20 protein-coding genes and 2 pseudogenes are annotated in these 21021 nt (G+C 70.5%); 11 read left to right on the top strand and 11 right to left on the bottom strand.

Annotation, left to right across the window (positions count from 1 at the left end):
• Positions 1 to 2 precede the first annotated feature (2 nt).
• Genes trxA through dnaK form a run of 6 tightly spaced genes read right to left on the bottom strand, consistent with a single transcriptional unit; the run spans position 3 to position 6958 of the window.
• A complete protein-coding gene (gene trxA / locus IE275_RS19750; protein ID WP_189712650.1) occupies positions 3 to 449 on the bottom strand; it encodes a thioredoxin in 447 nt (148 codons plus the stop codon).
• A complete protein-coding gene (gene clpB / locus IE275_RS19745; RefSeq protein WP_189712649.1) occupies positions 446 to 3085 on the bottom strand; it encodes an ATP-dependent chaperone ClpB in 2640 nt (879 codons plus the stop codon). The genes trxA and clpB overlap by 4 nt, the downstream gene beginning before the upstream one ends.
• Positions 3076 to 3483 (bottom strand): chaperone modulator CbpM, encoded by a 408-nt coding sequence (locus tag IE275_RS19740; RefSeq protein WP_189712648.1) that lies wholly within the window; start codon positions 3481 to 3483, stop codon positions 3076 to 3078. The genes clpB and IE275_RS19740 overlap by 10 nt, the downstream gene beginning before the upstream one ends.
• Positions 3483 to 4433, bottom strand: a complete 951-nt coding sequence (locus IE275_RS19735; RefSeq protein ID WP_189712647.1) for a DnaJ C-terminal domain-containing protein — start codon at positions 4431 to 4433, stop codon at positions 3483 to 3485. Before IE275_RS19735 ends, IE275_RS19740 begins: the two co-directional genes overlap by 1 nt.
• Before the next feature lie 6 nt (positions 4434 to 4439).
• Positions 4440 to 5048, bottom strand: a complete 609-nt coding sequence (locus IE275_RS19730; protein ID WP_189712646.1) for a nucleotide exchange factor GrpE — start codon at positions 5046 to 5048, stop codon at positions 4440 to 4442.
• Positions 5049 to 5056: 8 nt separating this feature from the next.
• On the bottom strand, positions 5057 to 6958 hold the full coding sequence (gene dnaK, locus IE275_RS19725; protein WP_189712645.1) for a molecular chaperone DnaK: 1902 nt from the start codon (positions 6956 to 6958) through the stop codon (positions 5057 to 5059).
• Between the two features lie 290 nt (positions 6959 to 7248).
• On the opposite strand from dnaK, the gene IE275_RS19720 reads away from it, so the two are divergent.
• The 3 genes from IE275_RS19720 to IE275_RS19710 all read left to right on the top strand — a co-directional run bounded on the left by IE275_RS19720 (position 7249) and on the right by IE275_RS19710 (position 10248).
• Positions 7249 to 9030, top strand: coding sequence for a PucR family transcriptional regulator (locus IE275_RS19720; protein ID WP_189712644.1), 1782 nt, complete (start codon positions 7249 to 7251; stop codon positions 9028 to 9030).
• Positions 9031 to 9096: 66 nt separating this feature from the next.
• The gene (locus tag IE275_RS19715) at positions 9097 to 9282 is read left to right on the top strand and encodes a hypothetical protein (RefSeq protein WP_229870381.1); all 186 of its coding nucleotides are present in this window, start codon (positions 9097 to 9099) and stop codon (positions 9280 to 9282) included.
• A gap of 120 nt (positions 9283 to 9402) precedes the next feature.
• Entirely contained in the window at positions 9403 to 10248 is an 846-nt protein-coding gene (locus IE275_RS19710) for an aldo/keto reductase (RefSeq protein WP_189712643.1), read from the top strand.
• 76 nt (positions 10249 to 10324) lie between these two features.
• On the opposite strand, the gene uvrA is transcribed toward IE275_RS19710, so the two are convergent.
• From uvrA to IE275_RS19695, 3 genes and pseudogenes are all read right to left on the bottom strand, one after another.
• The gene (gene uvrA, locus IE275_RS19705; RefSeq protein ID WP_189712642.1) at positions 10325 to 12817 is read right to left on the bottom strand and encodes an excinuclease ABC subunit UvrA; all 2493 of its coding nucleotides are present in this window, start codon (positions 12815 to 12817) and stop codon (positions 10325 to 10327) included.
• Positions 12818 to 12948: 131 nt separating this feature from the next.
• Positions 12949 to 13341 (bottom strand): annotated as a pseudogene (locus IE275_RS19700) (DUF2267 domain-containing protein); the annotation flags it as partial.
• Entirely contained in the window at positions 13314 to 13745 is a 432-nt protein-coding gene (locus IE275_RS19695) for an Hsp20/alpha crystallin family protein (protein ID WP_189712641.1), read from the bottom strand. The gene IE275_RS19695 and the pseudogene IE275_RS19700, both read right to left, overlap by 28 nt.
• A gap of 128 nt (positions 13746 to 13873) precedes the next feature.
• On the opposite strand from IE275_RS19695, the gene IE275_RS19690 reads away from it, so the two are divergent.
• Positions 13874 to 14527: a type III effector protein gene (locus IE275_RS19690; RefSeq protein ID WP_189712640.1), complete on the top strand. Its 654-nt coding sequence runs from the start codon at positions 13874 to 13876 to the stop codon at positions 14525 to 14527.
• Here the strand turns inward: IE275_RS19690 and IE275_RS47085 are convergent.
• Positions 14443 to 14757, bottom strand: a complete 315-nt coding sequence (locus IE275_RS47085; RefSeq protein ID WP_308435662.1) for a hypothetical protein — start codon at positions 14755 to 14757, stop codon at positions 14443 to 14445. The two genes, IE275_RS19690 and IE275_RS47085, sit on opposite strands and share 85 nt — an antisense overlap.
• Positions 14758 to 15197: 440 nt before the next feature.
• On the opposite strand from IE275_RS47085, the gene IE275_RS19680 reads away from it, so the two are divergent.
• The 4 genes from IE275_RS19680 (at position 15198) to IE275_RS19665 (ending at position 18044) form a co-directional block, all read left to right on the top strand.
• Positions 15198 to 15401 carry a cold-shock protein gene (locus IE275_RS19680; protein ID WP_042169227.1) on the top strand — a complete coding sequence of 68 codons (204 nt, stop codon included), beginning with the start codon at positions 15198 to 15200 and terminating at the stop codon, positions 15399 to 15401.
• Positions 15402 to 15743: 342 nt separating this feature from the next.
• Positions 15744 to 17237, top strand: a complete 1494-nt coding sequence (locus IE275_RS19675; RefSeq protein ID WP_189712639.1) for a DEAD/DEAH box helicase — start codon at positions 15744 to 15746, stop codon at positions 17235 to 17237.
• A 46-nt stretch (positions 17238 to 17283) separates the two neighbouring features.
• Positions 17284 to 17685: a CBS domain-containing protein gene (locus IE275_RS19670; protein WP_189712638.1), complete on the top strand. Its 402-nt coding sequence runs from the start codon at positions 17284 to 17286 to the stop codon at positions 17683 to 17685.
• A 50-nt stretch (positions 17686 to 17735) separates the two neighbouring features.
• The gene (locus tag IE275_RS19665; protein WP_189712637.1) at positions 17736 to 18044 is read left to right on the top strand and encodes an SCO5918 family protein; all 309 of its coding nucleotides are present in this window, start codon (positions 17736 to 17738) and stop codon (positions 18042 to 18044) included.
• Positions 18045 to 18145: 101 nt separating this feature from the next.
• Here the strand turns inward: IE275_RS19665 and IE275_RS19660 are convergent.
• A pseudogene (locus IE275_RS19660) lies at positions 18146 to 18335 on the bottom strand (hypothetical protein); the annotation flags it as partial.
• Positions 18336 to 18808: 473 nt separating this feature from the next.
• Here IE275_RS19660 and IE275_RS19655 point away from each other — a divergent pair.
• The 3 genes from IE275_RS19655 to pcaDC all read left to right on the top strand — a co-directional run bounded on the left by IE275_RS19655 (position 18809) and on the right by pcaDC (position 20985).
• Entirely contained in the window at positions 18809 to 19147 is a 339-nt protein-coding gene (locus tag IE275_RS19655; protein ID WP_189712636.1) for a MerR family transcriptional regulator, read from the top strand.
• A 66-nt stretch (positions 19148 to 19213) separates the two neighbouring features.
• A complete protein-coding gene (locus IE275_RS19650) occupies positions 19214 to 19651 on the top strand; it encodes a transposase (protein ID WP_229870380.1) in 438 nt (145 codons plus the stop codon).
• A gap of 32 nt (positions 19652 to 19683) precedes the next feature.
• A complete protein-coding gene (pcaDC, locus tag IE275_RS19645; RefSeq protein ID WP_189712635.1) occupies positions 19684 to 20985 on the top strand; it encodes a bifunctional 3-oxoadipate enol-lactonase/4-carboxymuconolactone decarboxylase PcaDC in 1302 nt (433 codons plus the stop codon).
• The last annotated feature ends 36 nt before the right edge of the window (positions 20986 to 21021 follow it).

The following is a 21021-nucleotide window of genomic DNA, read 5'->3' as shown; positions in this document are numbered from 1 at the left end:
GATCACCCTTCCCGGCCCGTGATCGACTGTTCCACCCACCGGCGCAGAGCGGGGGCGGGCGCCGCCCCCGCCTGCCGGGCGACCGTCTCGCCCCGGTCGAGGACGAGCAGCGTCGGTACCGCCTGGACCTCGAAACGCTGCGACAGCCGCGGGTTCTTGTCGACGTCGACCTTGACGAGTTTGATGCGGCCGGCGAGATCGGTGGCGACCTTCTCCAGCGCGGGGCTGACCATGCGGCAGGGGCCGCACCAGGTGGCCCACAGGTCGACCACGACGGGGACGTCGGCCCGCTCGGCGACCTCGGTGAAGTCGTCGTCGCCCGCGTCCACCATCCACGGCAGGGGCTGCTTGCAGTGGCCGCACTTGGGGCGGCCCTCCGCGGCCACGGGCACCCGGTTGGTGCGCCCGCAGTGCGGACAACTGACGGTCGTCGCCTGCATCGTGTTCATGCCGCCCGCGCTCCGTTCGCGTCCTCGGGCTGGTCGTAGGTGACCACCAGCTCTCCGTGTTCGGCGTCGACGCGGACCGTCGCGCCGTCCTGGACGTCGCCGCGCAGCAGGGCGCGTCCGACCAGTGTCTCGACCTCGTGGGAGATGTAGCGGCGCAGTGGCCGGGCCCCGTACACCGGGTCGTAGCCCTGGTGGGCGATCACTTCCCGGGCGGCGTCGGTGAGTTCGACGGTGATGCGGCGTTCGGCGAGCCGCTGCCGCAGCTCGTCGAACTGCAGCTCCACGATCCGCTCGATCTGCCGCTCACCCAGCGGCTTGAACAGCACGATGTCGTCGACGCGGTTGAGGAACTCCGGGCGGAAGTGCCCGCGCAGCTCGCCCATCACCAAGGCGCGGGCGTCGGGCTTGATCTCACCTTCGGCGGTGGCACCGTCGAGGAGGTGCTCGGAGCCGATGTTGGACGTCATGATGATCACGGTGTTGCGGAAGTTGACGAGGCGGCCCTGCGCATCGGTGATGCGGCCGTCATCGAGGATCTGCAGCAGGGTGTTGAAGACATCGGTGTGCGCCTTCTCGATCTCGTCGAACAGCACGACCGAGTACGGCTTGCGGCGTACGGCCTCGGTGAGCTGGCCGCCTTCCTCGTAACCGACGTATCCGGGCGGCGCGCCCATGAGCCGGCTGACGGTGTGCCGCTCCTGGTACTCACTCATGTCGAGGCGGACCATGTTCTCCTCGGAGTCGAACAGAGTCCGGGCGAGGGTCTTGGCCAGCTCGGTCTTCCCGACGCCGGTGGGGCCGAGGAAGATGAACGAGCCGATGGGGCGGCGAGGGTCGCGGATGCCAGAGCGGGCGCGGATGATGGCGTCGGTGACGAGTTTGACGGCCTCGTTCTGGCCGATGACGCGCTCGCGCAGGATGTCGTCGAGGCGCAGCAGTTTCTCGCGTTCGCCCTCCTGGAGGCGGGAGACGGGGATGCCGGTCCAGGCGGCGACGATCTCGGCGATCTCCTCCTCGGTGACGACCTCGCGCAGCAGCCGGTTCTGCCCTTGCTTGGCGGCCAGTTGCTCCTCCTCTGCGGCGAGTCGGCGCTCCAGGTCCTGGAGGCGGCCGTAGCGGAGTTCGGCGGCACGGTTGAGGTCGTAGGCGCGTTCGGCCTCCTCCGCCTCGTGGCGGACCTGCTCCAGTTCCTGGCGCAGTTCCTGCACGCGGCGGATCGCCTGCCGTTCGGCCTCCCACTGGGCGTGTTTGGCGTCGGCCTCGCCGCGCAGGTCGGCCAGTTCCCTGCGCAGCTCCTCCAGGCGGGTCCTGCTGGCGGGGTCGCTCTCCTTGGACAGGGCCGCTTCCTCGATCTCCAGGCGGGTGACGCGGCGGGTGATCTCGTCGAGTTCGGCGGGCATCGAGTCGATCTCGGTACGCAGCCGGGCGCACGCCTCGTCGACGAGGTCGATGGCCTTGTCGGGCAGGAACCGATCGGTGATGTAGCGGTGGCTGAGGGTGGCCGCGGAGACCAACGCGGTGTCCTGGATCTTCACGCCGTGGAAGACCTCGAGGCGTTCGCGCAGTCCGCGCAGGATGGAGATGGTGTCCTCCACGTTCGGCTCGTCGACCAGGACCTGCTGGAAGCGGCGTTCGAGGGCGGCGTCCTTCTCGATGTGCTTGCGGTACTCGTCGAGGGTGGTGGCGCCGATCATGTGGAGTTCGCCGCGGGCGAGCATCGGCTTGAGCATGTTGCCCGCGTCCATGGCCCCTTCGGCGGCGCCCGCGCCAACGACCGTGTGCAACTCGTCGACGAAGAGCAGGATCCGTCCCTCGGCGGCCTTGACCTCGCTGAGCACGGCCTTGAGGCGTTCCTCGAACTCGCCGCGGTACTTGGCGCCGGCGACCAGGGAGCCCATGTCGAGGGCGAACACCGTCTTGTCGCGCAGGCCCTCGGGGACGTCGCCGCGAACGATGCGCTGGGCCAGGCCCTCGACGATGGCGGTCTTGCCGACGCCGGGGTCGCCGATGAGGACGGGGTTGTTCTTGGTCTTGCGGCTGAGGATCTGGGTGACGCGGCGGATCTCCGCGTCACGGCCGATGACCGGGTCCAGCCGCCCGGACCGAGCCTCGAGGACCAGGTCGCGACCGTACTTCTCCAGAGCCTCGTAGGCCACTTCGGGGTTGGCGGAGGTGACGCGCTGGTTGCCGCGGACCTGGGTGAGCGCGCTCAGGAACGAGTCCCTGGTGATGCCGGCCTGTTTGAGCAGTCGCCCGGCGGCGGTCGAGGAGCTCTCCTCGGCCAGGGCGAGCAGGAGGTGCTCCACGGACACGTACTCGTCCTTGAGGCGTTTGGCCTCCCGTTCGGCGGCGTCGAGCAGCCGGGCGAGGCGCTGGGTGACGAAGACCTGGCCGGGTGCCGCGCCGGGGCCGGTGACCTTCGGGCGGCGGGAGAGTTCCTCGCGCACGGCAGCGCGCAGTTCCTTCGGCTCGGTGCCGGCCTGTTGCAGCAGCCGTGGGATCAGACCGTCCTCCTGATCGAGAAGTGCGAGCAGCAGGTGTTCCCCGTCGACCTCGGTGTGCCCCATGCCGACGGCCGCGGTCTGGGCCTCCTGGAGGGCTTCCTGGGACTTCTGGGTGAGACGGTTCATGTCCATGGGGGTGTTTCACTCCTCGTGCCGCGGCCGCGCAGGGCGGCTTCGAGCAGGCTGATGCGGTCGAGCAGGTCGAGCACCAGGCCGATGGATGCGTAGTTGAGGCAGAGTCCGGTGCGCAGCCGCTGGATGCGGGCGAGGACCGCCGGGGCCGTGGGGTCGAACACCAGGTGCCCCGCGGAGTCGCGTTCGGCGTCGACCAGGCCAAGGGCGACGAACCGGCGGATCAGATCGGGGTGGAGGCCCGAGCGAAGGGCCACGGCGGCCAGGGAGAGCCTGGGGACGGGCACGAGCGCGTACCGGACAGCCGTCGAGGCGGTGAGGTCGGCGCCCGTCCGCACCGGACGGGCGCCCACGCCGGCCCGGCCGATGCCTGCCGCTCCCGCGGGTCGGTCGTTCATCACGTCCTCCTGGGGTCGAACGGGGAAGTGGCGGCGAGCTCCTCGAACAGTTCACGCTCCCGGTCGCCGAGGGTGGGCGGCACCATGACGCGGAGTTCGGCGTACAGGTCGCCGTTCGCGCCCCGCGGGTTCGGCATGCCCTCGCCGCGCAGCCGCAGCCGACGGCCGCTGGACGAGCCCGCGGGCACCGTGACCTTGGCCGTGCCACCGCCGGGCGTGGGCACCGGCACGGGCGCACCCAGGGCCGCCTCCCACGGGGTGACCGGGACCTGGACGTGCACGTCACGGCCGTCCAGCCGGAACCGGGGGTGGGGCTGGACATGCACCCGCAGGTACAGGTCGCCCGCGGCGGCGTCACCACTGCCCTGGCCGCCCTCACCCGCCAGCCGGATGCGCTGCCCGTCGGTGACGCCCGGCGGCACGTCGACCTCGTACCGCCGCGGCTGCCCGGTGGGACCGGCGAGCGTGACGGTGCGACGACCGCCTCGGTACGCCTCCTCGACGGTGAGCGGCAGTTCCGCCTCCTGGTCCGCCCCGGGGACGCCGCCTCGGGCGGCGCCGGCTCCGAACATGGAGCCGAACAGGTCCTCGATGTCGATGCCCTCCGCGCCGAAGTCGTCGCCGAAGCCGGTGGCGTACCGGACACGAGGACCGCCACCGCCTGCGGTCCTCCGACCGCGGAAGCCGCCGCCCGCTCCCGCCGCGACCCGTTCGTCGAAGTCCTCCGGGATCTTGCGGTAGTCCTCGCCGAAGCGGTCGTAGCGGGCTCGGGTCTTGGGATCGGACAGGACGCTGTATGCCTCGTTGAGGTCCTTGAAACGCTCTTCCGCCCCGGGGTCCTTGTTGACGTCGGGGTGGTGCCTGCGGGCGAGCTTGCGATATGCCTGCTGGATCTCGTTTTGGCTCGCGGTCCGTGACACGCCCAGCACCGCGTAGAAGTCCCGTGCCATGACCGGTCACTCCCGCTTCGCGACCGTCACGGCGGCGGGCCTGAGCTGTCGTTCGCCGTCCCCGTAGCCGGGGCGCAGCACCTCGACGACGGTGCCCGGTGGGGCGTCGGGGTCCTGGACGACACCGACCACCTCGTGCCGGGCCGGGTCGAAGGCGACGCCGGTCTCCGCATGCCGCGGGTAGCCGAGCAGTTCGAGGACGTTCACCGCTTGGTCGCGTACGGCCCGGATGCCCTCCACGATCGCTCCCGGATCGGCGCCCGCGTGGGTCAGGGCGAGTTCGAGGTTGTCGAGGACGGGCAGGAAGGCGGCCGCCGTGCGGGACCGCTCGACCGCCCGTTCGCGCTCCAGTTCCCTGGCGTGACGCTTGCGAAGGTTGTCGAGGTCGGCGAGCGCGCGCCGCCAGCGGTCCTCCAGTTCCTGGATCGCGGTCGTGTACTCGTCCTCGGCACGCGCGGGGCCGGCGGCGTCGGGTCCCGGTTCGCCGTTCGCCGCTTCGGACCGGGGCGGGCCCGGTTGGGGCAGATCCCCGCGCGGAGGGCGTCCGGCGCCTTCCGGGACCGGTGCGACCGGATCCGACGCGGTCCGGTCGGGTTCCTGGGGGTGGGTGGGCATGGCGCGCCTCAACCCTTGTCGAACTCGGCGTCGATGACATCATCGTCACCGCCGCCGGCACTCGTGGGACCGCCGGCGGCGGCGTCCTGGCCGGGTCCGCCGCCCGTGGCGCCTGCGTCCTGATGGGCCGTCAGCCCCGCGAGCACCTGCTGGAGTTCGGAGGTCAGAGGCCGCACGCGCTCCGCGCCCGCCTCTTCCTTGACCGCCGCCCGGGCGTCGGACACGAGCATCTCGGCGCGTGCCTTCTCGTGCGCGGGCGCTGCGTCGCCCAGTTCGGCGAGACGCTTCTCGACCTGGTACGCGACGGCGTCGAGTTCGTTGCGGGCGTCGACGGCCTCGCGGAGTGCCTGGTCCTGGCCCCGGTTGCTTTCGGCCTCCTGGACCATGCGTTCGACCTCACTGCGGTCCAGGTTGGAGCTCTCGCTGATGGTGATGCCCTGTTCCTTGCCGGTGTCCCGGTCGCGGGCCTTGACGTTGAGGATGCCGTTGGCGTCGATGTCGAAGGTGACCTCGACCTGCGGTTCGCCTCGCGGCGCCTGCCGGATGTCGGTGAGCTGGAACCGGCCCAGCACCCGGTTGTCGGCGGCCCGTTCACGCTCGCCCTGGAGGACCACCACATCGACGGCCGGCTGGTTGTCCTCGGCGGTGGAGAAGGTCTCGCTGCGGCGCACCGGGATGGTGGTGTTCCGCTCGATGATCTTCGTCATCACTCCGCCGCGCGTCTCCACGCCCAGCGACAAGGGTGTGACGTCGAGCAGCAGGACGTCCTTGACCTCGCCCTTGAGCACCCCGGCCTGGATCGCGGCGCCCAGGGCCACGACCTCGTCGGGGTTGACGCTCATGTTCGGGTCCTTGCCGCCGGTCAGTCGGCGGACCAGAGCCTGCACCGCCGGGATACGGGTGGAACCGCCTACGAGGATGACCTCGTCGATGTCGCTCTCGCCGACCTTGGCGTCGGCCATCGCCTGCTGCACCGGTCCCAGGCAGCGCTCCACCAGGTCGCCGGTGATCTGCTCGAACGTCGACCGCATGATCGAGTCGGTGAGGTGCTTGGGGCCCGAGGCGTCGGCGGTGATGAACGGCAGGCTGACCTGCGTCTGCGTCACCGAACTGAGCTCGGTCTTGGCCTTCTCCCCGGCCTCGAACAGTCGTTGCAGCGCCTGCGGGTCCTTGCGCAGGTCGATGCCGTTCTCCTTCTGGAAGTCGTCCGCGAGGTGATCCACCAGACGCCGGTCGAAGTCGTCGCCCCCCAGGTGGCTGTCGCCGGCGGTGGAGCGCACCTCCACCACGCCGTCGCCGACGTCGAGGATGCTCACGTCGAAGGTGCCGCCGCCCAGGTCGAAGACGAGGACGGTCTCGTGCTCCTTCTTGTCCATGCCGTAGGCGAGGGCGGCCGCCGTCGGCTCGTTGATGATCCGCAGCACTTCCAGTCCCGCGATCCGTCCGGCGTCCTTGGTGGCGGTGCGCTGAGCGTCGTTGAAGTAGGCGGGCACCGTGATGACCGCCTCCGTGACCCGCTCCCCCAGCTGCTTGGAGGCGTCGTCGGCGAGTTTGCGCAGCACCTGTGCGCTGATCTCCTCAGGCGCGTACAACTTGTCGCGCACCTTGAAGCGGGCGGCCCCGCCGTCGCCCTCGACGACGTCGTACGCCACCGCCCTGGCCTCGTCGGAGATCTCGTCGAAGTGCCGGCCGATGAACCGCTTGGCCGAGTAGATGGTGCCCTTGGGGTTGAGGATCGCCTGGCGCCGGGCCAGCTGGCCCACCAGACGTTCCCCGGTGTCGGTGAAGGCCACCACGGACGGTGTCGTGCGGTTGCCCTCACTGTTGGGCACGACGGACGGCTCGCCGCCCTCCCACACGGCGATCACCGAGTTGGTCGTGCCCAGGTCGATGCCCACTGCCTTGGCCATGGGGAACTCCTCCCGGTACGGCGCCTGCGCCGACTGTCCGGATCACGTTCGTTCAGGTAGAGGTGGGACCTCCGCCGGTTCCCGCCGGTGCGCACGGAGGGTCTCGAACACTCCCCAGGGTGACGAACCGGGTGGCTCCACGCCTGCGCCTGGCGGGCCAGGAATGCACGGGTCCGGTCGCCCCACGAGTACGAGAGAAAGATTCCGGACATCTCGGGTAAGCCGGCCGGGAGCGGGTACGCGACATACCACTCGCCTCCCTGAAGACTCGGGGAGAATGGAGTGGTCCCATGGCCGACAGTCGGACGCACAGCCCGTACCACCGCTGCTCCGACTGGGAGTGCAGCCTTCCGCGGGGCAGCACCGGGCGGCACCCCACGGCCGCCGGGAGATACCCCGGGCCACCCGCTCCGCCCCCGGCCGATCACGCCCTCCGCGACCTGATGGCGCTCTCCCGCGCCCTGTTCGACACCCCGGACGAAGACGAGATCCTGCGACTGGCCATGGACCACATAGCCGCCACGGGGCCGTACCGCGCCGAGGCCGGATACCTCAAGGTGGGCGGCGACCTGGTCCCCAGCCCGAGGAACGGGCAGACGCATGCCTCGGCCGTGGGCCGGAGGGTGCGGGACCTGGCCGGGCGGGACGGCCCCGTGACCGTACCCGGCAGGCCCTGGGGCCGGGCTCTGGGGCTGCGCGGACTTGAGGGACTCCACGGCTACCTCGTGGTGACGTCCCGCTCCCGGCCATCCGAGGTCGAGCGATCCCTGCTCGCCACGATCGTCCGGCACACCGCTGCCGCATTGTCGGTCGCCTTCGCACACCACCGCCAACGCGGGGACGCGTTGGAGCTGCACCGGCTGAGGGACGAACGCACAGCCCTCCAGCGGCAGCTGATCTCCGTCGTGGCGGAGCTGGGGTACCAGCGGGCCGTTCATGCGCTCATGGCCGACGTCGCCGCCTCGCGCGGCGGCGAGGAAGCCATCACTCGCGCACTGCACCGGCTCACAGGACTCCCCGCGCTGGTCGAGGACCGCTTCGGTCGGCTGAGGTCCTGGACCGGACCCGGCCGCCCCGACCCCTATCCCGAGCCGGACCCCGTGCGCCAGGACGAAATGCTGCACGCCGTCGCCCGTCGGGCCGGGCCGGTGCGGGTGAAGGACCGGCTGATCGCCCTGGTCCGCCCGCGCGGCGAGGTCCTGGGCGTGCTGGCCGTGGTCGATGCCCTGGACGAGGCCGACGAGCACACCGTGCTCGCGCTGGAACACGCCGCCGCGTCGCTCGCCCCGGAGCTGACGCACCTGCGCGATCTGGCCGAAGTGGAGCTGAGGCTGCACCGCGCGCTGGTCGACGACCTCCTGGCGGGGACGGACGAGGCGAGCGCCTACGCCCGGTCCGAGGCAGTCGGACACGACCTGCACCGCAGCCACTACATCGTCGTGGTGCAGTGGCCGAACCGGACCGCGGACGATTCCTTCGCGCAGACCGTGGGACGGGCGGCTTCCGCCGTGGGCATGCGGTCGCTGCTGACCCGACGTTCCGACCATGTGGTCCTGGTCGCCGACGACAGGCCGCACGCCCGCGCGTTGTACGAGGCGCTCGCCCGGGAGACCGGGACACGGTCCGGGACGATCGGAGTGAGCGCCCCTTGCGACTCCCTGGACGACATACCCCACCGCTACCAGGAGGCGCAGCGCGCCATGGAAGTGCGCCGTCACTCCCGCGAGCGCTACGGCACGACGTTCTTCGACGAGCTGGGCCTCTACCGCATCCTGGGACCCGGCAACGACTACCGGGAACTGGAGACGTTCGTCCAGGAGTGGCTCGGGCAGCTCATCGACTACGACTCCCGGCACCACACGTCCATGGTGGAGACCCTGTCCCGGTACTTCGACTTCGGCGGCAACTACGACGAGACCGCGGAATCCCTCGCGATCCACCGCAGCACGCTGCGCTATCGGCTCCAGCGCATCCGCGACATCAGCGGCAACGACCTCGCGAACGTCGAGGACCGGCTGAACCTCCAGGTGGCGACCCGAGTGTGGAAGATCGTGCTGGGTGGGCCCGGCTGATTGCCTCGCCAGGACTTTGCGCGCGTTTCAGTGGCCGAGCCCGCCTCCCGCGCGGGGGTCCGCGCCGTGTTCTTCGTTGTCGCGTACCTGGGAATGGGCCTGCCCTCCGTCCTCTTCAGCATCGCCCTGCGGCATTTCGCCGTGCAGACCGCCATGATCGGCTTCGCGGCGGTCCTCTCCTGCGGCGCCGTTGTGTCGGTCGCCGTCGCGTTGCGCGACCGCGCGCCCGGTCCCGGCACGCTCTCGGCGTAGTCCGCTCACCCCTCCTGACCTCCCTACGGCGCATGCGACACCGGTTGTCTGGGAGGCGCGGACCTGGGCACTCGGTGCGGGCGCGCGTGACACGGATCCGTGGCAGACAGGAGGCCCGAGATGTCCGCGGAATCGGCCAGAACGATCGCGCTCCCCTCCGGTGAGGAGATCGCGGCGCTCGGGCAGGGCACCTGGTACTTGGGCGAGGAACCGGCCCGGCGTGAACAGGAGATCGCCGCGCTGCGGCTGGGCGTGGACCTGGGCATGACCGTCGTCGACACGGCGGAGATGTACGGCGACGGCGCGGCCGAGGAGCTCGTCGGGGAGGCCCTCCGGGGACACCGTGAGGAGGTCTTCCTCGTCAGCAAGGTGCTGCCCGGCCACGCCGACCGGAAGGGCACCGTCGCCGCCTGCGAGGGCAGCCTGCGGCGGCTCCGTGCGGAACGGCTGGACCTCTACCTGCTGCACTGGCGGGGACGGTGGCCACTCGAGGAGACCCTTGCGGGATTCCACGACCTGATGGAGGCGGAGAGGATCCGTTACTGGGGCGTGAGCAATCTGGACGTCGCCGACATGGTCGAGCTGAACACCCTCCCCGGAGGCGACGCCGTGGCCGTCGACCAGGTGCTGTACAACCTCTCCCGGCGCGGCATCGAGTGGGATCTGCTCCCCTGGTGCCGCGAGGCAGTGGTGACGGTCATGGCCTACTCCCCGATCGAGCAGGGGCGACTCCTGGAAGCCGAGGCACTGGGTGCCGTGGCCCGGGCCCTCGGAGCCACGCCGACGCAGGTGGCACTCGCCTGGGTGCTGGAACAGGGGGTGGCCGCGATCCCGCGTTCCGGATCACCCGACCACGTCCGGGAGAACCGCGGCGCGGTGGACCTCCACCTGCCTGCCGAGGCGCTCGACGCCCTCGACGAGGCGTTCCCGCCGCCCAGCGGGCCCACCCCCCTGGAGATGCTCTGAAGAAGTTGACAGGATGGCGCGCCCCCGCACGCTCACGCCGGCTCACGTCCGCACGGCCCTGCCAGTGCGGCCGCCTCTACCGACCGGCCGACGCGCCTTGACCGGAGCGCGCGAGCCGGGCCGCGAGATAGGGCGCGGTGGCGCTGCGGCGGGCCCTCGCCACCTTGGCCGGCGGGCCCGCCGCGACCACCCGCCCGCCCGCGTCGCCGCCGCCCGGCCCGAGGTCGATGACCCAGTCGGCGGTGGCGATCGTGTCCAGGTCGTGCTCGACGAGGACGACCGTGTTGCCGGCGTCGACGAGCCGGTGCAGCTGTCGTAGCAGCAGCGCGATGTCCGAGGGGTGCAGCCCCGCCGTCGGCTCGTCGAGCAGGTAGAGCGCGTGACCGCGGCGGGCTCGCTGGAGTTCGGTGGCCAGTTTGATGCGTTGCGCCTCACCACCGCTGAGTTCCGTCGCGGGCTGCCCCAGCCGCAGGTACCCCAGCCCCACCTCGCGCAACGTCTCCAGACTGCGGGAGGCGGCCGGGACGGCGGACAGGAACTCGGCGGCGGCGTCGACGGACAGCGCCAGCACTTCCGCGATGTTCTTGCCGCGGTAGGTGACTTCCAGCGTTTCGGCGTTGTACCGGGCGCCCTCGCAGGTCGGGCACGGCGCGTAGGTACCGGGCAGGAACAGCAGTTCCACCGCGACGAATCCTTCGCCCTGGCAGGTCTCGCACCGCCCTTCGGGCACGTTGAAGGAGAACCGCCCGGCCGAGTAGCCGCGCGCCCTGGCCCCGTCCGTCGCCGCGTACAGCTTGCGCACCGCGTCGAACATCCCCGTGTACGTGGCCAGGTTGGACCGGGGAGTCCGGCCGATGGGCCGTTGGTCGACCCGGACCAGCCGGTCGAACGACTCGACCCCCGACGCGTCCTGGACGTCGACCTCCAGCTGCGCCTCGTCGGGCTCCTCGGGTACGAGTCCGAGGTGGCCGCGGACGACCTCGGCGAGCACCTGCGTCACCAGTGTCGACTTTCCGGAACCGGACACGCCCGTCACCGCCGTCAGTACGCAGAGCGGTACGTCGACGGACACGTCGTGCAGATTGTGGCGGGAGACGCCGCTCAGGTGCAGCCAGCCGTGCGGTGTGCGCGGGCGGTGATCGAGCGGCTGGGCGCGCCCGAACAGGTACTGGCTCGTGGCCGACTCCCCGACCCGCTCAAGACCGGCGACCGGGCCGCTGTACAGCGCGCGTCCGCCGCCCTCACCCGCGCCGGGGCCGATGTCGACCACCCAGTCCGCCCGCCGTACGACGTCCATGTCGTGCTCCACGACGAACAGCGAGTTGCCCGCCGCCTTGAGGCGGTCCAGCACGTCCAGCAGCGGCTCCGCGTCGGCCGGGTGCAGGCCCGCGGAGGGTTCGTCGAGGACGTAGACGACGCCGAACAGCCCCGAGCGCAGCTGGGTGGCGATCCGCAGGCGCTGCGCCTCGCCGGGCGACAGGGTCGTCGAGCGGCGCCCGAGGCTGAGATATCCGAGGCCCAGGTCGAGCAGTACTTCGACCCGCGCGACCAGATCGCCGCAGATCCGGACCGCGACCTCGGTCGTCTCCCCGGATCGGGCGGTCGACGTGGTGGCGTCGGCCTCGGACCGCCCCGCGACGGGCCGCAGCAGCGCCACGACCTCGGTGAGCGGCATCGCGTTGATCTCGGCGATGGACCGTCCGGCGAAGGTCACGGCGAGCGCCTCGGGCCGCAGTCCGCTGCCGTGACACTCGGGGCAGGGCACACTCCTGACGAACCGGAGCGCCCGTTCGCGCATCTTCTCGCTCTTGGAGTCGGCGAGGACGTGCATGACGTGCTTGCGGGCGCTCCAGAACGTGCCCTGGTAGCCGTAGTCGACGCGGTCCTCCTCCGGCTCGATGTACACGGAGGGCTGCTCGTCCGTGTACAGCAGCCAGTCCCGGTCCTTCTTCCTGAGCCTGCGCCACGGTCGGTCGATGTCGATCCCCAGGCCGTGCACGACACTGCGCAGGTTGGCGCCCTGCCAGGCGCCCGGCCAGGCGGCGATCGCCCCCTCGCGGATGCTCAGCGAGGGGTCCGGGACGAGCAGGTCCTCGGCGACGTCGTGCACGACGCCCAGTCCGTGGCACTCCGGGCAGGCCCCGGCCGCGGTGTTGGGTGAGAACGACTCGGCCTCCAGCCGTGCGGCCCCGGGCGGATAGGTGCCGGCGCGGGAGTACAGCATGCGCAGCAGATTGGACAGCGTGGTGATGGTGCCGACCGTCGAGCGCGAGCTGGGCGACCCGCGTCGCTGCTGCAGGGCCACGGCGGGTGGCAGCCCGGTGATCTCCTGCACGTGCGGTGCGCCGACCTGTTGCAACAGCCTTCGGGCGTACGGTGCCACGGACTCGAAGTAGCGCCGCTGGGCCTCCGCGTAGAGCGTGCCGAACGCGAGCGAGGACTTGCCCGAACCGGAGACGCCGGTGAAGGCGACCATCGCGTCCCGCGGAACATCGACATCGATGTTCCGCAGGTTGTTCTCACCGGCGCCCCGGACATGCACGAAGGGGTCGGTCGCGTCCTTGTCCACCGTTCCTGACTACCTGATCGCACCGGGAACCGCGCGACGGGCGCCGTCACCGGGCCTCGCTCACCCGAGCGCCCGGGGTATCCCGGATCCATCTTCGGTACACGGCCTGTAGAGGGTGTTGCACAAGGCTGGGCGGCGGGGGTGAGTTCGGCGCGGCCGAACAGCAGCGCGAACCCGGAAGGGAGCTGGCGCAGGACGCGGGTGAGGAGGTCGGGGGCGGCGATGGCGGCGAAGACGGCTCCGGTGTCCCAGCGGGTGGTGGCCAGGGAGGCTTCGGCGCGGGCAGCGAGGTCCTTGACGAAGGCCCAGCCGGTCAGGGGCTGGGTGCCGGGGATCTGAGCGGTGAGGAGGCGTGCGGCTTCGAGGGGGAGACGGGCGGCGAGCTCGACGCGCTCGCCGCCCGTCAGCCGGCGCCCGAGTCCTGCGACGACCAGACGGATGGCCTCCTCGGCCCGCTCGCGGGTGGGGTAGGCGGGCCGCGCGTTCTGCTTCCTGCTCAGCCGGAGATCTCCCTGCGGCCGGATCCGCCGCCGACGGCGATCTTGCGGGGCTTGGCGCGTTCCGCGATCGGGATCCGCAGGGTGAGCACGCCGGCGTCGTAGTCGGCCTCGATGTGCTCGGTGTCCAGCGTGTCGGCGAGCACGATCTGGCGGGAGAAGACACCCAGCGGCCGCTCCGACATTTCCCTCTGCACGTCGTCGGCCTTCGCCACGGGCCGGCGCTCGGCCTTGACGGTCAGCATGTTCCGCTCGACGTCGATGTCGATCGCGTCGGCGCTGACGCCGGGGATGTCGAAGGCAACCACGTACCGGTCGCCCTCGCGGTAGGCGTCCATCGGCATCGGGGACGGCCGTGACCAGGTGCCCGGCCCCATCAGCTGCTGCGCCAGCCGGTCCAGCTCACGGAAGGGGTCAGTGCGCATCAACATCGTGAAAACACCTCCAGCAGGTTCGGGCAGTTGCTGCCAATGCGCTTCACTGAAACCGTTGTAACATGTCATCCAATGGATGACAAACACGGTGTCGTCCAGTCGATGACAAGCCGAGGGAGGTGCCCGTGACAGCAGCCGACCAGCCGGCCCCGTCCAGCGCCGACGGCCGAAGCCCGGCTTCGTTGCTCGCCGCCGCGGCGGCCCTGCACGCCATAGACGTCGCCCTGCACGCCGCCCGGCAGGAGACTTCCGACACCCCCGCCGCCAGCCCCGGTGCGGAGCAGGCCCTGGCCTCCCTGCTGCTGTTGCGGCAGGTCCGCGAACAACTCGCCGGATGGGAGACCGGCCTGATCGAAACGGCCCGGCGCGCGGGAGCCAGCTGGGCCGACCTCGCCCACCCTCTGGGGGTCGCCAGCCGTCAGGCCGCCGAACGCCGCTACCTGCGAGGCCGGCCCGGCCCCGCCGGGACCACCGGCGAACAACGCGTCCAGGCCACCCGCGAACGCCGCGCCGCCGACCGCACCCAAGCCGAATGGGCCCGCCGCAACGCCGCCGACCTGCGCCGCGTCGCCGGGCAGATCACCGCCCTCACCGATCTCCCCACCGCCGCCCGCGACCCGCTCGGCCAACTCCACGCGGCCCTCGCCCACAACGACCCCGCCGACCTCATCCACCCCCTCAACGCCACCCGCCCCTACCTGGCCACCACCCACCCCGACCTCGCCGCCCAACTCGACACCCTCACGGGTACCGCCACCGCCCCGCCCTCGCCCGGCTGACCGAACCCCGGGAAGTACGCGGGGTACCCGATGCCGGAACGGTCGCCCGCTCCGAAGCGGGTCGCCACCTCGTTGTCCGCGTTGATCGCGGCCAGGAGGGTGTTGCCGCGGCCGGTGGACGCGAAGTCGTCGATGTCGACCGGGCCGGTGGCCCGGGTCTCGACGTGGCCGGCGGTGCCGTACCGGGTGCCCGGGATGCGCAGCACGGTGCCCTTGTCCAGGTTGGACACCCGGACGGCCCCGTCGTGGATCTTGTGCCGTTGGCTCCGAGGGCACGAACTGCCGGACCCTTCCGAGTGGCGTCATTCGGAAATCTGCGTACGTCGTCCGCTCCTGGGATCCCTGGTGCAGTAGGCGACTCTTCCTGAAACGTTGCACTTCGAGTGAAGCAATGTCTGTGCCCGGGAGATCAGATTTTGACGGACCGCGCAGTGGGAGTTTTTGCCGCGAAGAGCAGAGTGGAATTATTCAACGTACACGGGCCGTTCCGGCGTGCTACTGTCGATCTCGGTTGCAGTTGTGGTTCCCAAAACTTCAAGTGCCCCCACCAGGCTTCTGCCGGTCGGGAGCGCTTCTGTATTTCCGGTCATTTCCGGGCGGGGTAATCATCGCGGCGACACGGCGTTCGCACAATGCGGATGCCGATGTACTGCCCCAAAGGAGATATGACATGGCTACTGGTACTGTGAAGTGGTTCAACGCGGAAAAGGGCTTCGGCTTCATCGAGCAGGACGGTGGCGGCGCCGATGTGTTCGCCCACTACTCGAACATTGCGGCGCAGGGCTTCCGTGAGCTGCTCGAAGGCCAGAAGGTGAACTTCGACATCGCGCAGGGCCAGAAGGGCCCGACCGCCGAGAACATCGTTCCCGCCTGACGCTCACGCACCATCTGTAGCTGGGCCCCGCATCCTTCGGGGTGCGGGGCCCAGCTGCATGCATCTCCCGCGGTGATGTCACCCGCGGGACGACTCGGAGGAATCCGCAGTCCCACCACGCGCGGCTCCTCGTTCAGAGGTACAGGCGCATCCTGAAGAGCTGCACCGCAGCCGACGCCCGGGTTTTACACCCCCATCGCGTCACTCATTTCAGCACGTGCGCCCCGGAGATTTCCGCCGGCCATATTGCTTTCTTTTGCTACCGGTCCATACTTGTAATTCTCCATGCCGCTCATCGCTGCGGGAATTCCTTGATATGTGCCACATCGAGGAAGGTTCCGCATGAACCGCACACATACGAACGACCGCTCCGCCCGCACCCGTAAGGGCGGTGCCGACGCGGGGAAGGGCGGCAGTCGCTTCGGCTCCCCGGCACCGCGCCGTTCCAGCGGGCCTGCCCGTTCCGGCGGTTACGGCCGTCGGCCCGCCCCGGTGCAGGGTGAGTTCGCGCTGCCCACGACGATCACCCCCGCGCTGCCTGCCGTTGAAGGTTTTGCCGATCTCGGTATGCCCGAGCAGCTGCTGGCCGAACTCGGCAGGCAGGGCGTGACCGTGCCGTTCCCGATCCAGGGCGCGACGCTGCCGAACTCCCTGGCGGGCCGTGACGTCCTGGGCCGCGGGCGCACCGGGTCCGGCAAGACCCTCGCCTTCGGCCTCGCCCTGCTCGCCCGTACGGCAGGACGGCGTGCTGAGCCCCGCCAGCCGCTGGGGCTGATCCTCGTACCGACGCGTGAACTGGCGCAGCAGGTGACCGACGCGCTCACTCCGTACGCCCGCTCCGTCAGGCTGCGGCTGGCCACGGTGGTGGGTGGGATGTCGATCGGCAGGCAGGCGGGCGTGCTGCGTGGCGGGGCCGAGATCGTCGTCGCGACCCCTGGCCGGCTCAAGGACCTCATCGACCGTGGCGACTGCCGGCTGAACCAGGTGGGCGTCACGGTGCTGGACGAGGCCGACCAGATGGCCGACATGGGATTCATGCCGCAGGTCACCGCGCTGCTCGACCAGGTGCGTCCGGAGGGGCAGCGGATGCTGTTCTCCGCCACCTTGGACCGCAACGTCGACCTGCTGGTGCGCCGCTATCTGACCGACCCCGTCGTGCATTCGGTCGACCCCTCGGCCGGTGCGGTCACGACGATGGAGCACCACGTCCTGCACGTCCACGGCGCTGACAAGCACACCGCCACGACCGAGATCGCCGCTCGCGACGGTCGGGTGATCATGTTCCTGGACACCAAGCACGCCGTCGACCGGCTGACCCAGGACCTCCTCAACAGCGGAGTACGGGCCGCCGCGCTGCACGGCGGCAAGTCGCAGCCGCAGCGCACGCGCACGCTGGCGCAGTTCAAGACGGGGCACGTCAGCGTGCTGGTAGCGACCAACGTCGCGGCGCGCGGCATCCACGTCGACAACCTCGACCTCGTCGTCAACGTCGACCCTCCGACCGACCACAAGGACTACCTCCACCGCGGCGGCCGTACCGCCCGCGCCGGCGAGTCCGGCAGTGTCGTCACCCTCGTCACACCGAACCAGCGCCGCAGTATGGTGCGCCTCATGTCGGACGCCGGGATCCGGCCGCAGATCACCCAGATCCACTCGGGCGACGAGGCCCTGCGCCGGATCACCGGCGCCCAGGCCCCCTCCGGCATCCCGGTCGTCATCACCGCACCGGTGGCCGAACGCTCCAGGCGCAGCGCCACCTCCCGAGGCCGGCGCCGCCCCTCTTCGACGGCCCGGCGCGCGCCCGTACGCACGTCCGTCCTCGGCGCGGCGGCCTAGGACCTTCGTGATCAGAAACCCGGTCCATCTCTGTGGGAAGCACCTTTTGACGCTGATTCAGACGCAGCCCCGCCCGGCGGACGCCAACCCCGTGCACAGAACGGCGGAGGAGGTCCTGGACGCGGCCGGACCGCAGGTCTGTGACGACATGAGCGTCGAGGTGGCGCTGGCCCTCATGGCCGCAGCCCGCACGAGCCGACTGGTCGTCCGCGACCAGGACGACCAGCGCACCGGCCTGGTCACCCGGACCGACCTCACCACCGTCCGCGACAGCGCCGCCTACACCGACCGCGTCCGCCTGCGCGACATCCTCGGCGACCACGGCTCGTTCACCTCACCCGTGACCACGATGGCCGAAGCCGAGCACGCGATGCGCACCCGTGCGCTCGGTGTCCTGCCGGTGGTCGACGAGCAAGGCAGCGCCCTGGGCCTCGCTCTCTCCCGCTGAGCCGCCGCACCCAGGTCGGACCGTTCTCCCCTTCTCCCTTGTGAGGCCCCATGCGCTGCGTCATCGCCCGCTTCCCCTTCGAGCTCACCAAGGGCGGCGTGCTGGAATCGATGAAGGGCATCAAGCCCGAACCGGTCACCGGGGGCTCCGTGATCATTGGCCGTCGTCACTATCCCGTCAAGCAGGTCGGACACGTCGTCACGCGACAGGACCGCCGTGACTTCAGCGCCATCGAAGTCCTGCGGGCCATGACTCAGCTCGGCTTCACCTGCCGCGCCGTCCCCAAGGCCGCGCCTCTGGGCGTTCTCAGCCCGATGCAGCACGCCTCCGCGATGCTCGGCACCCCCGTTCCCGTCTGACCCGGGGAACAGGCACGAACCGACACCTGAACAGCAATGTGGGCCCTACCGGTACGCCGGTCGGGCCCACACTGCGTGCAGCCGGTTCCCGTCGCCGTCGCTCAGTGGTCGGAGGAGCTGAAGTCGCCCATGGCCAGGCGCTGACGTCCTCGATCGCAACCCGGTACATCCCGCCTGTCTCCGGGATCCCGAGCGGGCGGAATCCGTCGGCACCTCCGACACTCTCTGCCCCCACGACGCTTCGGGAGCCGGGCGGCCGGTGATGACAGCGCTCTGAGCTGCTAGAACCATCCAGGGACCGGTCGAGCAACAGGTCGAGACGGATTACCTCATCCTCGAGCGCGCGGAAATCTATGCCAGCCGAAGTAGACATTGGGCGGCGGTGTGGTTATGGTTTCTCTCGTAGCCGAGATCGAGCGAGCGCGGCAGAGATGAACTGCCGGGCAGTAGTACACGCAGTTGCAGTTCGCAGTACCCGCAGTGAAGTCAGTGAGTAGTTGATCAAGAGGGAAGAACGGAGGAGCTGAGCGCCATCAGGATCGCCCGGGCAAAAATCTTGGACCCGGGTACCGCAGGACATCGATAGTGAGGTGGTCTCCGGTCAAGCAATCGCGATCCCCGCGCCCCCGACAGCATTTCGGTCGGGTCCGCGGAAACACAGGGCCGGTGCAGTATCAGGGCCGGCAGATGGTGTAGTAGTTCCCTCGGGGCCTTGGTGCCAGTACGGCGCCAAGGCCCCTCCACGCGTTCCACAGAGAGGTGCAATGACAGCAGACGACACGTTCGGCCGTCTCGATGACGACGACTACCCCGCCTACACGATGGGCCGGGCCGCCGAGATACTCGGCACCACACAGGGTTTCCTCCGCGCCATCGGCGAAGCCCGCCTCATCACCCCGCTGCGCTCCGCAGGCGGCCACCGCCGCTACTCCCGCTACCAGCTGCGCATCGCCGCCCGCGCCCGGGAGCTCGTCGACCACGGAACCTCCATCGAGGCCGCCTGCCGGATCGTCATCCTCGAAGACCAACTCGAGGAAGCCCAGCGCCTCAACGCCGAATATCGCCGTGCCGCCGAATCAGCGAACCCATCGGCAGAAACATGAGATGAGCGTGCCCGTCAGCGTCGGCGGGCACGCACGGTCTCGTGTGCGGCGTGATCATTTCCTCTGGTGACGCGGCGTGTAGGCGCGTGGCTGAATCAGCGCCTGACCCAGCTCGCCGAACGCCACGCCCCGCAGCTGCTCGTGCCGGTGGGCATCGGCCCGGACAGTGCCGTCACCTTGCTGATCACCATGGGAGACGATCCCGAGCGGCTGAGCACCGAGGCGTCCTTCGTCGCCCTGTGCGGAGTCAGTCCCCTCGAATACTCCTCGGGCCGGCGGAGCTCGCGTCCGCTCGACCATGGCGGCGACCGGCAGGCCAACGCGGCCCTGCACCGCATCGTGTTCACCCGGCTGCGCTTCCACCCCAGCAGCACCCAGGCGTACTACGAACGCAGCACCCAAGAGGGCAAGACACGACGTGAGATCATCCGATGCCCCGAGCGATATGCCGCCCGAGAAGTCTTCAACCTGGTCAGGACGGCATCCAGCGTCCCCCCGTTATAGGGGCGTCCGTGAGAGATGAGAGGGTCTGACGGGTGAGCGAGACACCACCGAACACCCTGCAATACCGCTTTGACGGGCCAGAAGAGGCTCCCGTCCTGATCCTCGGTCCCTCACTGGGTACCACCTGGCACATGTGGGACCGTCAGATCCCCGAGCTCATCCAGCAATGGCGGGTCTTCCGTTACGATCTGCCGGGCCACGGCGGCGCCCCCGCCCATCCGGCCGGCTCCGTCGCCGACCTCGCCGAGCGCCTTCTCACCACCCTCGACTCGCTGGGCGTCCAGCGATTCGGCTACGCGGGCTGCGCGCTCGGCGGCGGGGTCGGTGTGCAACTGGCCCTGCGTCACCCGGAGCGGGTCGCCTCGCTCGCGCTGATCGCCGCCTCGCCGCGGTTCGGCACGGCCGACGAGTTCCGTCAGCGCGGAGTGATCGTGCGGACCAACGGCCTCGACCCCATCGCCCGTACCTCACCCGACCGCTGGTTCACCGCCGGGTTCGCGGCCGCGCAGCCGGCGATCACCGAGTGGGCGGTGCAGATGGTGCGCACCACCGACCCCGGCTGCTACATCGCGGCCTGCGAGGCGCTCGCCGCGTTCGACGTCCGCGCCGAGCTGGGCCTGATCGGTGTCCCGACCCTCGTCCTGGTCGGCTCGGACGACCAGGTCACCGGCCCCGCCGAGGCGCGCACCCTGGTCGCCGGGATCCCGGACGCCCGGCTGGCCGTCGTACCCGGCGCCTCCCATCTGGTTCCGGTGGAGCAGCCGGCCGCCGTCACCGATCTGCTGGTGCGGCACTTCTCCACCGCCTGGCAGCCCGCCCACGACTCCACGACCGGCCAGACCGCCGTGCCCGGGATCCCCGTCCGGGCCGTCGTGTCCGCGCCCCCGCAGCCGGTGCCCATCGCGGAGATCGCGCCCGCCCCGCTGGTGGAGCCGCCGCAGGCCATGGGCCGGCCCGACCCGTACGACGCCGGGCTGAAGGTGCGCCGCGAGGTCCTCGGGGACGCCCATGTGGACCGGGCGCTGTCGCAGGCCGACGACTTCTCCGGCGACTTCCAGGAGTTCGTCACCCGCTACGCCTGGGGCGAGATCTGGGACCGCCCCGGACTCGACCGGCGCTCGCGTTCCTGCGTCACGCTGACCGCGCTGGTCGCCGGCGGCCACCTGGAGGAGCTGGCCTTCCACACCCGCGCCGCGCTGCGCAACGGCCTCACCCCGGACGAGATCAAGGAGGTGCTGCTCCAGGCGGCCGTGTACTGCGGTGTCCCGGCGGCGAACAGCGCGTTCCGGGTGGCGCAGCAGATCATCCGGGAGGAGACCACTCCGCAGGAGTGAGCGCCCGCCGGACGTCGGCGGCAGGATGGGACCCAT

Origin of the sequence: Streptomyces phaeofaciens (assembly GCF_014648915.1) — a bacterium.
GTDB classification, from domain to species: Bacteria; Actinomycetota; Actinomycetes; order Streptomycetales; family Streptomycetaceae; genus Streptomyces; species Streptomyces phaeofaciens.
This window is presented reverse-complemented; position numbering and strand designations above follow the sequence as displayed.